Source organism: Aliidiomarina halalkaliphila (assembly GCF_007096385.1).
GTDB lineage: Bacteria > Pseudomonadota > Gammaproteobacteria > Enterobacterales > Alteromonadaceae > Aliidiomarina > Aliidiomarina halalkaliphila.
On record NZ_VJWL01000005.1, the window covers coordinates 1 to 13,339 of the forward strand.

The window sequence follows — 13,339 nt, forward strand, 5'->3', positions numbered from 1 at the left end:
GCAAGTGCCCACACAGATTGCTTGGCTTGATAAATTGTTAAAGAACGTTGCTTCTTTCCGAAGCAGGGATGCGAATTCTACGCGACCCCTAGGGTAAGTCAAGCAGCTTTGGATCTTTTTTTGATCTAGCGCAATCTTGCGCTGCTTCTTGCTTTCCGGCTGCCAAGTTATCCCTGACAACGGAGGCGCATTATAAGGATCGATGCATGGCGATCAAGATCTTTTTTCAAAAAAAATACCGATCGCCTATTTTCTGTTCGAAACGCCCATAAAAAGCTCTAAATTCACGAAATTTCACAGTTTTTTAACAATTTAGGTAACGTTAGTCGCGGAAGTTTTCAAATTGAAGTGGCAATTCGATATCCGAGTCTTTGAGTAAGGCGATAGCCATTTGCAGATCATCACGCTTCTTACCGGTCACTCGAACTTTCTCACCTTGGATTGAAGTTTGAACCTTTACTTTACTGTCTTTGATCACCTTGATGATCTGCTTGGCGATCGGTTGATCAATCCCTTGCTTAAAAACAACATTAAACGCGTAGGTTTTGCCACTATGCACAGGTGTATCTTCGATATCCGCACCAGCAAGGGAAATTCCTCGCTTCGTACATTGGTTGCGAAGGATCTCCAAAAGCTGTCGAACTTGGAAATCAGACTCGGTTTTCAATGTGACAGTGAGTTCTTTAAGTTCGATAGTCGATTCAACACCACGAAAGTCAAAACGCGTGGTTAGCTCACGATTCGCATTATCCACTGCATTCTTCAGTTCAACTTTATCTATCTCAGACACAATATCAAAACTTGGCATGGTGTTACTCTCCTCAACCCGTTGCTCAAACGAAAACTCCAGTCCATCTGGACAAAGTACATCACTATAAAAACCTATTTCGTGCTTCACAAGTAGATAGACATAAAAAAACGGAGCCTAAATAGACTCCGTTTTTATTAAGTGTTGGAACCAAGTGCTTACTCTTCAGCAGCCGCTTCTTCTACAACTTCTTCAGTTACAGGTCGGTCAACCAACTCGATAAATGCCATAGGGGCGTTATCACCAGCACGGAAACCACACTTCAGAATCCGGGTGTATCCACCTGGACGCTCTGAAAAACGTGGGCCCAGCTCGTTGAAAAGCTTACCTACAACTTCTTTATCGCGAGTGCGAGCAAATGCCAAACGGCGGTTTGCAACGCTATCTTCTTTTGCCAAAGTAATTAAAGGTTCAATTACTCGGCGCAACTCTTTCGCTTTTGGCACAGTGGTTTTGATCACTTCGTGACGAACCAATGAGCTAGCCATGTTACGGAACATAGCCTGACGATGGCTGCTGTTTCGGTTAAGTTGACGACCACTCTTACGATGGCGCATACCAATACCCTTCTCAGTAAATCTTCTACCTAGGCGACCTTAATCGGCGTCCTTAGTCGTTATCCATCAAACTTGCTGGTGGCCAGTTCTCTAAACGCATGCCTAGAGACAATCCACGTGATGCAAGCACATCCTTGATTTCGGTCAGCGATTTCTTACCAAGGTTAGGTGTTTTCAATAACTCAACCTCAGTGCGCTGGACCAGATCGCCAATATACTGAATCGCTTCTGCTTTCAGACAGTTTGCAGACCGGACAGTCAGCTCCAGATCATCAACTGGACGCAGGAGAATCGGATCAAATTCCGGCTTCTCTTCTTTCTCTTCTGGTTCGCTAACATCGCGCAACTCAACAAAGGCTTCTAATTGTTCAGCCAAGATTGTAGCCGCTCGACGAATGGCTTCTTCTGGTTCGATGGTACCATTGGTTTCCATATCGATTACCAGTTTGTCCAAATCAGTGCGTTGCTCTACACGTGCCGCATCGACATTGTAGGCAATACGCTCAACCGGACTAAATGAAGCATCTACCAAAAGACGTCCAATCGAACGACCTTCTTCTTCATTCTGCTGACGAACGTTTGCAGGGACGTAACCACGACCGCGTTCAACTTTGATGCGCATTGAAAACTCAATGTCACCGGTCAATGTACAAATCAAGTGGTCTGGATTGCAGATTTCAACATCACCATCAGTGGTGATGTCGGCCGCAGTTACCGGACCTACACCTGACTTGCTCAAAGTCAACGTAGCTTCGTCTTTGCCGTTCAGTTTGACAGCCAGACCTTTTAGGTTGAGCAGGATCTCGATGATGTCTTCCTGCACACCCTCTTTCGTGCTGTATTCATGCTGTACGCCGTCAATCTCTACTTCAGTTACCGCACATCCTGGCATTGAAGAGAGAAGGATACGACGCAGAGCATTCCCCAGCGTATGACCGAAACCGCGCTCCAACGGCTCCAAAGTGACCTTTGCGCGGTTGGTGCTAACTTGCTCGATATCAACGAGTCGCGGTTTCAGAAATTCGGTTACAGAACCCTGCATTGTGTCCTCTCTTTATGCTGAGGCCTTACTTAGAGTAAAGCTCTACGATCAACTGTTCGTTAATGTCTGCAGACAGGTCAGTCCGCTCTGGTAGACGTTTGAAGATACCAGACATTTCTTTAGTATCTACTTCTACCCAAGTCGGCTTTTCACGCTGCTCTGCAAGCTCAAGCGCAGCACCGATACGTGCTTGCTTCTTCGCTTTTTCGCGAACGCTGACCACGTCTTCAGGCTTAACCTGAAACGATGGAATGTTCACAACTCGACCGTTAACGACGATCGCTTTGTGGCTTACCAACTGACGCGCTTCAGCACGAGTTGACGCAAAGCCCATCCGGTAAACTACGTTATCGAGGCGAGCCTCGAGTAATTGCAGCAGGTTCTCACCGGTGTTGCCTTTAATTCGCGCAGCTTCTTTATAGTAGTTACGGAATTGCTTTTCGAGCACGCCGAAAATACGACGAACTTTTTGCTTTTCGCGCAACTGGAGACCGTAGTCAGACAAACGACCGCGACGCGCGCCGTGTTGACCAGGTGCATTCTCCAACTTACATTTTGAGTCGATTGCACGTACGCCGCTCTTTAGAAAGAGGTCGGTGCCTTCGCGACGACTCAGTTTGAGTTTTGGACCCAAATATCTAGCCATGTTCTTTCTCCAACTATCGTTTCACGCCAATTAAACGCGACGTTTCTTAGGCGGACGACAACCGTTGTGAGGAATAGGAGTCACATCGGTGATGTTTGTGATTTTGTAACCGACCGCATTCAAGGCACGAATCGAAGATTCACGACCTGGACCTGGTCCTTTCACGAACACTTCCAAATTTTTCAGACCATATTCCTTCGCCATTTCGCCTGCGCGCTCTGCAGCTACCTGAGCAGCAAACGGAGTCGACTTACGCGAGCCACGAAAACCTGAGCCACCAGCGGTAGCCCAAGACAATGCGTTGCCCTGGCGATCGGTGATTGTCACGATCGTGTTGTTGAAAGACGCATGGATATGCGCCATGCCGTCGGTCACTTGCTTTTTAACGCGTTTCCGAGCGCGAGTAGGTGTTTTAGCCATTTTCGCTTCTCCTTACTTACGAATCGGTTTACGCGGACCTTTACGAGTGCGCGCATTAGTTTTAGTGCGCTGACCACGTAACGGTAAGCTGCGACGATGACGGAGACCACGGTAACAACCGAGATCCATCAGACGCTTAATGTTCATTGATACTTCGCGACGCAGGTCACCCTCTACTGAGTATTTTGCAACCGCATCACGAATTACGTCGATTTGTTCCTCTGACAAAGTGCCTAGTTTTGTATCTTCAGCGATACCAACGGCAGCCAAAATCGCTTTAGAGCGAGTACGGCCGATACCGAAGATCGATGTCAATGCAATAACTGCATGCTTGTTGTCAGGGACGTTAATGCCAGCTATACGGGCCACTAACATATCTCCTATAGTTTAATGGGCACCAGTTGAAAAGCCCGTTAGGATACTCAACCGGTTTACTTAATGCAAATAGCATTTATCACAGCCCGGCAAAGCCGGACTGTGAAACTTCTTTCTTAACCCTGCCGCTGCTTATGCTTAGGGTCAGTACAAATCACCCGGACTACACCGTGGCGCTTGATGACCTTGCAGTTGCGGCAGATCTTCTTAACGGAAGCACGTACTTTCATTGCTAGTCTCCGTAACCAACGACCTTAGCGGCCGTAGCCCTTAAGGTTCGCTTTTTTCAGTACCGACTCATATTGATGAGACATCAAATGAGTTTGTACCTGAGCCATGAAATCCATAATAACAATGACGATAATCAATAGTGACGTTCCGCCAAAGTAGAACTGAACGTTCCACGCAATCATCATGAATTCAGGAACCAAACAGATAAATGTTATGTACAGAGCGCCAGCCAGCGTGAGTCGTGTCATCACTTTGTCAATGTAGCGCGAGGTTTGCTCCCCTGGGCGAATACCCGGGATGAACGCACCAGACTTCTTCAAGTTATCTGCTGTATCGCGCGGGTTAAATACCAACGCAGTATAGAAGAAACAGAAGAAGATAATCGCAGCGGCATATAACATCACATACAAAGGCTGTCCCGGTGACAATGTCAACGCAACGTTTTGTAATGCTTCTGCCACACCGCCTTCACCTTGTCCAAACCATGACGCCATAGTGCCAGGGAACAAGATGATGCTTGACGCGAAAATCGGAGGAATTACACCTGCCATATTAACTTTCAATGGCAAATGCGAACTCTGTGCGGCAAAAACTTTACGACCTTTCTGTTGCTTGGCGTAGTTTACCACAATCCGACGCTGTCCGCGCTCTACAAATACAACAAAGTAAGTAACCGCAATCACGACTACTCCGATCAACAACAGAAGTAACAAATGCAGGTCGCCCTGACGTGCTTGTTCTGCTGTTTGACCAATCGCTGAAGGCAAGCCTGCAACAATCCCGGCAAAGATGATAATTGAGATACCGTTACCGATGCCTCGCTCCGTGATCTGCTCACCTAGCCACATAAGGAACATCGTTCCTGTAACTAAGCTCACTATTGCAGTGAAGTAGAACGCGAAACCCGGATTTGCTACCAAGCCTGGTATCAGGTTTGGTAAACCGGTCGCGATCCCTATCGACTGCATGGTTGCGAGAACAAGAGTACCCCAACGCGTGTATTGGCTGATTTTGCGTCGACCTGACTCCCCTTCCTTTTTCAGCTCTGCTAGCTTTGGATGAACCACCGCTAACAATTGCATAATAATGGCTGAGGTAATGTAGGGCATAATACCCAACGCCAGAATCGACGCACGCTCGAGAGCACCACCACTGAACATGTTAAACATGGCCACGATGGTACCCCGTTGCTGTTCGAACAAATCAGCTAATACGGCTGCATCTACACCAGGAATCGGCACGAAAGACGCAGCACGGAATACGATGATTGCTCCAAGAACAAACAACAAACGCGTTTTCAGTTCTGATAATCCGCCTTTCGCGCTGGATTTTTCCAATCCTGGTCTAGCCATGAGTCAATTATCCTTCGACTTTGCCGCCGGCCGCTTCGATTAACTCGCGCGCACCTTTAGTGACTTTAATACCCTGTACAGTGACTGCACGGCTGATTTCGCCAGATTTGATGACTTTTACGAACAAAATGTTCTTTTTCACCAAACCTGCATCTTTCAAACCGCCCAGAGTCACGGTATCACCGGTTACTTTGGCCAATTCACTCAGCGTTACTTCCGCAGTTTGCATTGCTTTACGCGATGTAAAGCCAAACTTTGGTAAGCGGCGCTGAAGTGGCATTTGACCACCTTCGAAACCTGGTCTGACGCTTCCGCCTGACCGAGATTTCTGACCTTTGTGACCGCGACCACCTGTTTTGCCAAGACCAGAACCAATACCGCGACCTACGCGCTTCTTAGCTGTCTTTGCACCAGGTGCAGGAGAGAGAGAATTCAAAAACATGTCTTACTCCTCTACCTTAACCATGTAATAAACCTTATTCACCATACCGCGAACTGCAGGAGTATCCTCCAGTTCAACCGTGTGGTTAATACGGCGCAAACCCAAACCTACTAAAGTGGCTTTATGCTTTGGTAAGCGGCCAATTGAGCTTTTAGTTTGAGTAACTTTGATTGTCTTCTTCGCCATCGTTCATTACCCCACGATTTCGTCAACAGACAGTCCGCGTTTTGCAGCGATTTGCTCTGGCGAGTGCATTGCCTCGAGAGCTTTAATCGTTGCGCGAACAACGTTGATTGGGTTAGTTGAACCGTACGCTTTTGACAGAACGTTATGTACACCGGCTACTTCAAGTACCGCACGCATCGCACCACCGGCGATGATACCTGTACCTTCAGAAGCTGGCTGCATGTATACGTTCGAGCCAGAGTGACGACCTTTTACAGGATGCTGCAACGTACCATTGGTTAACTCTACAGTTACCATGTTACGACGCGCTTTTTCCATCGCCTTCTGAATTGCAGCAGGCACTTCACGTGCTTTACCGTAACCAAAACCGATTTTACCTTGTCCATCACCTACCACAGTCAGCGCAGTGAAGCTAAAGATACGACCACCTTTAACCACTTTAGAGACGCGGTTGACTGTGATCAATTTTTCAACCAGTTCACCGTTTTGAGCTTCTTGATTTGCCATTATCGTCTCCTAGAACTGCAGTCCTGCTTCACGGGCAGCATCTGCCAGTGCAGCAACACGACCGTGGTACTTGAAGCCACTGCGATCAAAAGATACAGACTCAACGCCCTTCTCTTTTCCACGCTCGGCGATCAACTTACCGACGAATTTTGCGGCTTCCACGTTACCCGTGCTTTTCACCTGCTCTTTAATCGCGCTTTCTGCAGTAGAAGCAGAAGCTAACACTTCTGAGCCACTTGCTGCGATCAACTGAGCATAAATGTGCCGCGGGGTACGGTGAACCACCAGACGGGTTGCACCCAACTCTTGAATTTTCTTACGTGCGCGAGTAGCACGACGTAAGCGAGCTGATTTCTTGTCCATCGTATTACCCTATTTTTTCTTGGCTTCTTTACGGCGCACTTGCTCGTCGCTGTAACGTACACCTTTGCCTTTGTAAGGCTCAGGTTTACGGTATGCACGAATATTCGCAGCAACCTGACCAACCAGTTGCTTATCAGCGCCCTTCACCACAACTTCAGTTTGAGTTGGAGTTTCAACAGTAACACCTGCTGGAACCGCATACTCAACTGGGTGTGAGAAGCCTAGGCTCAGATTCAGTTTGCTACCTTGAGCTTGTGCACGATAACCAACACCAACTAGGTTCAGTTTACGTTCAAAGCCTTGGGTAACCCCGATAACCATATTGTTTAATAGAGCGCGAGCAGTACCTGCCTGTGCAATAGCGTTCGCAACACCTTCACGAGGTGTGGTACGCAGTTCTTGATCAGCAGAAACGATCTCTACTGCATCGTTGAACACACGAGTCAGAGCTCCTTTAGCGCCCTTTACTGTTACTTCCTGGCCGTTAACTGCAACATCAACGCCGGCAGGGATTGCAACAGGTGCCTTAGCAACGCGTGACATATCCTACCCTCCGTTATGCTACATACCCGATGATTTCACCACCAAGGCCAGCACTACGTGCAGCTCGGTCGGTCATCAGGCCTTTCGACGTGGAAATAACTGCAATACCGAGACCGCCCATTACTTTAGGCAGTTCGTTACGCTTCTTATAAATCCGCAGACCAGGACGGCTAACACGCTGGATAGATTCGATGACAGGCTTGCCTTCGAAATATTTCAACGTGATTTCCAACTCTGGTTTAACGCCAGACTCTACTTTGTACGCGGTGATATAACCTTCATCTTGCAGAACTTGAGCTATTGCTTCTTTCTGCTTAGATGCTGGCATCACCACTGCTACTTTGTTCGCAGACTGAGCGTTGCGAATGCGAGTAAACATATCCGCAATTGGATCTTGCATGCTCATTATTGCTTTCTCCCGTGATTCGTGGCTTACCAGCTAGCTTTTTTCAAGCCAGGAATTTCACCGCGCATAGCTTTTTCACGAACCTTGATACGGCTCATGCCAAACTTACGCAGATAACCATGTGGACGACCAGTCACCCGGCAGCGGTTACGCTGACGAGAAGGACTGGAATCACGAGGAAGCTTCTGAAGTTCCAGAACGGCTTCCCAGCGCTGTTCGTCAGTGGTCGCTGGATTGCTAATAGTAGCTTTCAGTGCGCGGCGTTTATCAGCGTATTTCGCAGCTAATGCTGCGCGCTTGATATCGCGCATTTTCATAGAAACTTTTGCCATAACTCTACACCTTACTTTTTAAACGGAAAGTTAAAGGCAGACAGCAATGCACGCGCTTCATCATCGCTTTGTGCACTGGTGGTAATCGTGATATCCAAACCACGTACCCGATCAACCTTGTCATAGTCAATTTCAGGGAAAATGATTTGCTCACGAACGCCCATGCTGTAGTTCCCGCGACCGTCAAAAGACTTCGGGTTTAAACCACGAAAGTCGCGAATCCGAGGAATCGCAATAGAAACTAGTCGTTGCAGGAAGTCCCACATGTGCTCGCCGCGTAGAGTTACTTTACAACCAATCGGGAAGCCTTCACGGACCTTGAAGCCAGCGACAGATTTACGCGCAACAGTACGCACAACTTTTTGGCCAGTAATGGCTTCAAGGTCTGCAACTGCATTGTCGAGAATCTTTTTGTCAACTAATGCTTCACCAACACCCATATTCAGGGTGATTTTTTCAATCCGAGGGACTTGCATGACACTGGTGTAGCTGAACTGTTTCATCAGATCAGGAACTACAGTCTCATTGTAAAAATCATGCAGTTTCGCCATCGTATACTCCAAATTTCAATTTAGATGGTTTCGTTATTAGATTTGAAAACGCGAACTTTCTTCTCGCCTTCAATCTTGAAACCAACTCGATCTGCTGTGCCGGTCGCTGGGTTAAAAATCGCCACGTTAGAAACATGAATAGGGGCTTCTTTTTCTACGATGCCACCTGGTTCATTCAGAGACGGATTAGGTTTCTGATGCTTCTTAATAACGTTAACGCCTTCTACCACTACACGATCGCTGCCAGTTAAAACTGAAAGCACTTTTCCGCGCTTTCCTTTGTCTTTACCAGCTAACACAACCACTTCGTCATCACGTCTGATTTTTGCCGCCATTTATAGACTCCTTATAGTACTTCTGGCGCCAGAGAGATGATCTTCATAAACTGCTCACCGCGCAATTCACGAGTCACCGGGCCAAAGATACGGGTCCCAATTGGCTGAGAGTTGTTATTCAACAACACAGCCGCATTGCGGTCAAAACGGATAACAGAGCCGTCTTGACGACGGACGCCTTTCCGGGTGCGAACGACCACCGCATTGTAAACATCGCCTTTCTTCACCTTGCCACGAGGAATTGCTTCCTTCACTGACACTTTGATGATGTCACCGATGTTTGCGTAACGGCGGTGCGAACCACCTAGAACCTTAATACATTGTACGCTGCGTGCGCCGGAGTTGTCGGCCACGTCCAGCATAGTTTGCATCTGGATCATCTCAGTGCTCCGCTTGAGTTAGTAAACCAGACTCTCCCGAGTCCAAACAACTTCTTGCTGAATATCAGTAAGAAGACCCCATATTAAAAGGGCGCGAAATTGTAACAGAAAAAATTGGCAGAAGATAGAGGATTTTTGAAGAAAAGAAAGGCGTGTGGGGCACCGAGGATGGGGCCCCAGATCGACTTAAAAATAGTAACCGAAGTTTATATTAAAACGGGTATTAGTTCTACCCCCATCGACACCTGTTGATCCGCCAATAAATGGATGATTTCGTGCCGTCACTAGGTCGAAATAGGTATACAGGCCACCCGCGGTCACGGCAACGCCAAGTACGTTCATCCAAGTATCGTCATTGAACTCGCGTTTATTGGTCATCAGGCTGTAATTGTTATACCAAAGCAGGTGGGAAATAGGCCCAAACTCAACAGGCATACTATAGGCAACATTGCCTGTCCATAAATCCGCTTTTGAGGGCATGGTTTCAAAATACGCATAGGCACCCATCACGACACCCATGTGGTCCATGTCAAAACTGTAATCATACTGTGCATATTGGCCTTGGAATTCCCAAGGTCCCGTATTGTAAACCGCGTGAATACCCAAGTTCTGACGGTCACCAATATTGTTCACACCATCGTTGAACCGACCTAACTGACCGGAAAAACCGGCCTCAAAACTTTGTTCGTCGCTCATCTGCCACTTGCGTGCGACCCGTACCATAAAGGTATTACTTTCACTGGCCAATTGGGTTGGGTCAGCAAAAGGATCTTCCCCGGCTAATCGAACCCCCACTACATCATAGGCATAGCGATCCGCAAGGCTACGGGTAAATCCGGTAGAGCCACCAAGTTCATCGTTCTTAATAAAGGCAAAATCGAGATCCCATTCATCGCTACGGCGCATCAAGCGCAGGCCTGCACCAGGATTATCTTCCATCCCAACATAAAAGTTAGTACTGAAAAAGTAGTTATGGGAGTTGTATGGCATAACACCGAAAGGTTGAATCACGAGGCCGACCTGCCCTTGCCATTCATCGGAAAAATCATAACCAAAATAGGCGTGGCGTACGGCTTCCATGTATTGGAACCAACGGTATTGAGCCGACAAAATAACGTCACCCATGCGCCCATTAAAATCGATACGAATCAGATCAAAGTCGAGATCGCCACCGCGCTCACGTTGCGGACGGTTGTAATCGCTCACCTGATATTGAAAGCGTACGGCCCCGCCTATGGCGATGCCGTCATCAGCGCTCTCGTCGGTACGCTCGGCTGTTTCACTCGCCGCCTGCTCTGCTTCACGAGCCGCTCGTTGGGCTACAGCACGGTCTTCCTGTGCTTGTTGCCGATCTTCCTCTGCTTTTTGCTGAAGTGCTTCATTCTCTTCACGCAGCGCCTGTAATTCTTTCTCTAAAAGCGATATGCGTTCTTCAATGGTTAGTTCCGAAGATTGCGCAAATGAAGGACTAGCGATGAAGGTCACCAAGCTAAGCAAACCGACACAAATTAAACTTTGGTATCGCGGCATCTCTTACTCCTTGTACGAGAACTATGTAAATTAATAAATTAGTGAATTAAGTATAGTAAGCCTTTGGCATCCCGCAAAAAAAAACGACCCTCCGAGGAGAGTCGTTTCTTCAATGGCATCTCTGCCGGCGGATTAAACGCCTGCAGCACGCTCGATAACGTCTACCAAAGTCCATGACTTAGTTTTAGATACCGGGCGAGTTTCCCGGATCGATACCAAATCACCTTCTTGGCATGTGTTATTTTCATCGTGTGCGTGGAGCTTAGTAGTCCGCTTAATGTACTTACCGTAAATCGGGTGCTTAACCTGACGTTCGATAGCAACAACAATAGACTTGTCCATTTTGCTGCTAATCACACGGCCTTGCACAGTACGGGTAGATTTTGCTTCACTCATTACGCACCTGCCTTTTGATTAATCACTGTTTTCACACGTGCGATATCTTTACGCACTCGCTTCAACAGGTGTGACTGATTCAGTTGGCCGGTCGCAGCTTGCATGCGCAAATTAAATTGCTCACGCAGCAAACCAAGCAGCTCCTGATTCAGTTCTTCTACGCTTTTCGCGTTCAGTTCGCTTGCTTTCATTACATCACCGTCCGAGAAACAAAGGTGGTCTTGAATGGCAGTTTGGCAGCCGCTAATTTGAATGCCTCACGTGCCAGCTCTTCAGATACGCCGTCCATCTCATACAAGACGCGACCTGGCTGAATCTGAGCAACCCAGTATTCAACGTTACCCTTACCTTTACCCATCCGCACTTCAAGAGGCTTCTTGGTAATTGGCTTGTCTGGGAATACGCGAATCCAGATTTTACCTTGACGTTTAACGTGACGAGTCATCGCACGACGGGCAGCTTCGATCTGACGTGCAGTCATACGACCGCGCTCAGTAGCCTTCAGGCCATAAGTACCGAAGCTTACTTTGTTACCCGACTGCGCCAGACCGCGGTTACGGCCTGTGTGAACCTTACGAAATTTCGTACGCTTAGGTTGTAACATGTTGCTTCTCCTTACTTACGACCTTTGCCGCGCTTCTGCGCCGCTGGTTTTTCTTCAGCGACAGGCATTCCGCCCAATACTTCGCCACGGAAAACCCAGACCTTCACGCCAATGATACCGTAAGTTGTTGCAGCTTCTGCGGTAGCGTAATCGATGTCAGCACGCAATGTGTGCAACGGAACGCGACCTTCACGGTACCACTCAGTACGTGCGATTTCCGCACCACCAAGACGACCACTTACTTCAACTTTGATACCTTTGGCACCCAGGCGCATTGCGTTCTGTACCGCGCGCTTCATAGCACGACGGAACATCACACGACGCTCCAGCTGACCAGCGATGTTTTCAGCAACCAATTGAGCATCAAGCTCTGGCTTGCGAACTTCAGAAATATTGATCTGAGCTGGAACACCAGTCAGCTTCGATACTTCTTGACGCAGCTTCTCAACATCTTCGCCTTTCTTACCGATAACCACGCCAGGACGTGCAGTGTGAATAGTCACACGAACACTCTTAGCAGGACGCTCGATAACGATGCGTGATACTGATGCACCCTTCAGCTTTTCTTTCAGGAGCAAACGCACCTGATGATCACTGTGAAGGTTATCAGCAAAATCCTTGGACTCCGCGAACCAGGTAGCATTATATGGCTTGGTGATACCTAGGCGAATACCATTAGGATGTACTTTCTGACCCATAACTTATCTCCTAGCTATCTGAAACAACCACAGTAATGTGGCTGGTGCGCTTTAAGATACGATCCGCACGACCTTTCGCACGAGGCTTGATCCGCTTCATCGTTGGACCTTCGTCGACCATAATGGCTGAAACTTTCAGCTCATCAATGTCCGCACCTTCGTTGTGTTCAGCATTTGCAATCGCTGATTCAAGAACTTTCTTGATCAGAGTCGCTGCTTTCTTCTGGCTGTATTCCAGAGTTTCCAGCGCTTTTGCAACTGATTGACCACGAATTTGGTCTGCAACCAAACGACCCTTTTGCGGAGAAAGGCGGGCAAATTTATGTTTAGCAATAGCTTGCATTGTATTCACCTCTTACCGTTTCTTAGCTTTCTTATCAGCGGCATGGCCACGATAAGTGCGAGTCGGAGCGAATTCACCAAGCTTGTGACCAATCATTTCCTCAGAAACGAAAACTGGTACGTGCTGGCGACCGTTATGAACAGCGATGGTCAAACCAATCATATCTGGAATGATCATTGAACGACGGGACCAAGTCTTAATTGGCTTCTTGTCCCCGCTTTCCATCGCCTTCTCCACCTTCTTGAGTAGGTGAAGGTCAATAAATGGACCTTTTTTAAGAGAACGTGGCATT

Annotated in this window: 25 protein-coding genes; all 25 read right to left on the minus strand. The window is 47.7% G+C overall.

Going from position 1 to position 13,339, the window contains the following annotated elements; all coding sequences use genetic code 11:
* Nucleotides 1-322 precede the first annotated feature (322 nt).
* Nucleotides 323-808, minus strand: a complete 486-nt coding sequence (locus FM042_RS11085; RefSeq protein WP_143236518.1) for a YajQ family cyclic di-GMP-binding protein — start codon at nucleotides 806-808, stop codon at nucleotides 323-325.
* 158 nt (nucleotides 809-966) lie between these two features.
* The gene (gene rplQ / locus FM042_RS11090; RefSeq protein WP_143236519.1) at nucleotides 967-1,365 is read right to left on the minus strand and encodes a 50S ribosomal protein L17; all 399 of its coding nucleotides are present in this window, start codon (nucleotides 1,363-1,365) and stop codon (nucleotides 967-969) included.
* Nucleotides 1,366-1,417: 52 nt separating this feature from the next.
* Nucleotides 1,418-2,407, minus strand: a complete 990-nt coding sequence (locus FM042_RS11095; RefSeq protein WP_143236520.1) for a DNA-directed RNA polymerase subunit alpha — start codon at nucleotides 2,405-2,407, stop codon at nucleotides 1,418-1,420.
* Nucleotides 2,408-2,432: 25 nt separating this feature from the next.
* Entirely contained in the window at nucleotides 2,433-3,053 is a 621-nt protein-coding gene (gene rpsD, locus FM042_RS11100; RefSeq protein ID WP_143236521.1) for a 30S ribosomal protein S4, read from the minus strand.
* Nucleotides 3,054-3,083: 30 nt separating this feature from the next.
* Entirely contained in the window at nucleotides 3,084-3,473 is a 390-nt protein-coding gene (rpsK, locus tag FM042_RS11105) for a 30S ribosomal protein S11 (protein WP_007419210.1), read from the minus strand.
* A 12-nt stretch (nucleotides 3,474-3,485) separates the two neighbouring features.
* Nucleotides 3,486-3,842 carry a 30S ribosomal protein S13 gene (gene rpsM, locus FM042_RS11110; protein WP_143236522.1) on the minus strand — a complete coding sequence of 119 codons (357 nt, stop codon included), beginning with the start codon at nucleotides 3,840-3,842 and terminating at the stop codon, nucleotides 3,486-3,488.
* Between the two features lie 122 nt (nucleotides 3,843-3,964).
* Nucleotides 3,965-4,078 (minus strand): 50S ribosomal protein L36, encoded by a 114-nt coding sequence (rpmJ, locus tag FM042_RS11115; protein WP_072155090.1) that lies wholly within the window; start codon nucleotides 4,076-4,078, stop codon nucleotides 3,965-3,967.
* A 24-nt stretch (nucleotides 4,079-4,102) separates the two neighbouring features.
* Entirely contained in the window at nucleotides 4,103-5,431 is a 1,329-nt protein-coding gene (gene secY / locus FM042_RS11120; RefSeq protein WP_143236523.1) for a preprotein translocase subunit SecY, read from the minus strand.
* Between the two features lie 7 nt (nucleotides 5,432-5,438).
* Nucleotides 5,439-5,873, minus strand: coding sequence for a 50S ribosomal protein L15 (rplO, locus tag FM042_RS11125; protein ID WP_143236524.1), 435 nt, complete (start codon nucleotides 5,871-5,873; stop codon nucleotides 5,439-5,441).
* Between the two features lie 3 nt (nucleotides 5,874-5,876).
* On the minus strand, nucleotides 5,877-6,059 hold the full coding sequence (gene rpmD / locus FM042_RS11130) for a 50S ribosomal protein L30 (RefSeq protein ID WP_143236525.1): 183 nt from the start codon (nucleotides 6,057-6,059) through the stop codon (nucleotides 5,877-5,879).
* A 6-nt stretch (nucleotides 6,060-6,065) separates the two neighbouring features.
* Complete coding sequence (gene rpsE / locus FM042_RS11135; protein ID WP_143236526.1) at nucleotides 6,066-6,566, minus strand: 30S ribosomal protein S5; 501 nt, start codon at nucleotides 6,564-6,566, stop codon at nucleotides 6,066-6,068.
* Between the two features lie 9 nt (nucleotides 6,567-6,575).
* Nucleotides 6,576-6,929, minus strand: coding sequence for a 50S ribosomal protein L18 (gene rplR, locus FM042_RS11140; RefSeq protein ID WP_143236527.1), 354 nt, complete (start codon nucleotides 6,927-6,929; stop codon nucleotides 6,576-6,578).
* Between the two features lie 9 nt (nucleotides 6,930-6,938).
* Nucleotides 6,939-7,472 carry a 50S ribosomal protein L6 gene (rplF, locus tag FM042_RS11145; RefSeq protein ID WP_143236528.1) on the minus strand — a complete coding sequence of 178 codons (534 nt, stop codon included), beginning with the start codon at nucleotides 7,470-7,472 and terminating at the stop codon, nucleotides 6,939-6,941.
* Nucleotides 7,473-7,485: 13 nt separating this feature from the next.
* Entirely contained in the window at nucleotides 7,486-7,878 is a 393-nt protein-coding gene (rpsH, locus tag FM042_RS11150; protein WP_143236529.1) for a 30S ribosomal protein S8, read from the minus strand.
* A gap of 26 nt (nucleotides 7,879-7,904) precedes the next feature.
* Nucleotides 7,905-8,210, minus strand: coding sequence for a 30S ribosomal protein S14 (gene rpsN, locus FM042_RS11155; RefSeq protein ID WP_143236530.1), 306 nt, complete (start codon nucleotides 8,208-8,210; stop codon nucleotides 7,905-7,907).
* A gap of 11 nt (nucleotides 8,211-8,221) precedes the next feature.
* Complete coding sequence (rplE, locus tag FM042_RS11160) at nucleotides 8,222-8,761, minus strand: 50S ribosomal protein L5 (RefSeq protein WP_143236531.1); 540 nt, start codon at nucleotides 8,759-8,761, stop codon at nucleotides 8,222-8,224.
* 20 nt (nucleotides 8,762-8,781) lie between these two features.
* Entirely contained in the window at nucleotides 8,782-9,096 is a 315-nt protein-coding gene (rplX, locus tag FM042_RS11165; protein ID WP_143236532.1) for a 50S ribosomal protein L24, read from the minus strand.
* 11 nt (nucleotides 9,097-9,107) lie between these two features.
* Nucleotides 9,108-9,476 (minus strand): 50S ribosomal protein L14, encoded by a 369-nt coding sequence (gene rplN / locus FM042_RS11170; protein WP_143236533.1) that lies wholly within the window; start codon nucleotides 9,474-9,476, stop codon nucleotides 9,108-9,110.
* 186 nt (nucleotides 9,477-9,662) lie between these two features.
* Nucleotides 9,663-11,006 carry a cell division protein ZapB gene (locus FM042_RS11175; protein ID WP_143236534.1) on the minus strand — a complete coding sequence of 448 codons (1,344 nt, stop codon included), beginning with the start codon at nucleotides 11,004-11,006 and terminating at the stop codon, nucleotides 9,663-9,665.
* Nucleotides 11,007-11,138: 132 nt separating this feature from the next.
* The gene (rpsQ, locus tag FM042_RS11180) at nucleotides 11,139-11,402 is read right to left on the minus strand and encodes a 30S ribosomal protein S17 (RefSeq protein WP_143236535.1); all 264 of its coding nucleotides are present in this window, start codon (nucleotides 11,400-11,402) and stop codon (nucleotides 11,139-11,141) included.
* On the minus strand, nucleotides 11,402-11,593 hold the full coding sequence (gene rpmC, locus FM042_RS11185) for a 50S ribosomal protein L29 (protein WP_143236536.1): 192 nt from the start codon (nucleotides 11,591-11,593) through the stop codon (nucleotides 11,402-11,404). Before rpmC ends, rpsQ begins: the two co-directional genes overlap by 1 nt.
* Complete coding sequence (gene rplP, locus FM042_RS11190; RefSeq protein ID WP_143236537.1) at nucleotides 11,593-12,006, minus strand: 50S ribosomal protein L16; 414 nt, start codon at nucleotides 12,004-12,006, stop codon at nucleotides 11,593-11,595. The genes rpmC and rplP overlap by 1 nt, the downstream gene beginning before the upstream one ends.
* 11 nt (nucleotides 12,007-12,017) lie before the next feature.
* Nucleotides 12,018-12,704, minus strand: a complete 687-nt coding sequence (gene rpsC, locus FM042_RS11195) for a 30S ribosomal protein S3 (protein ID WP_143236538.1) — start codon at nucleotides 12,702-12,704, stop codon at nucleotides 12,018-12,020.
* Nucleotides 12,705-12,714: 10 nt separating this feature from the next.
* Nucleotides 12,715-13,047, minus strand: a complete 333-nt coding sequence (gene rplV, locus FM042_RS11200) for a 50S ribosomal protein L22 (protein ID WP_126777749.1) — start codon at nucleotides 13,045-13,047, stop codon at nucleotides 12,715-12,717.
* 12 nt (nucleotides 13,048-13,059) lie between these two features.
* Nucleotides 13,060-13,338, minus strand: coding sequence for a 30S ribosomal protein S19 (gene rpsS, locus FM042_RS11205; RefSeq protein WP_143236539.1), 279 nt, complete (start codon nucleotides 13,336-13,338; stop codon nucleotides 13,060-13,062).
* Between the last annotated feature and the right edge of the window lies 1 nt (nucleotide 13,339).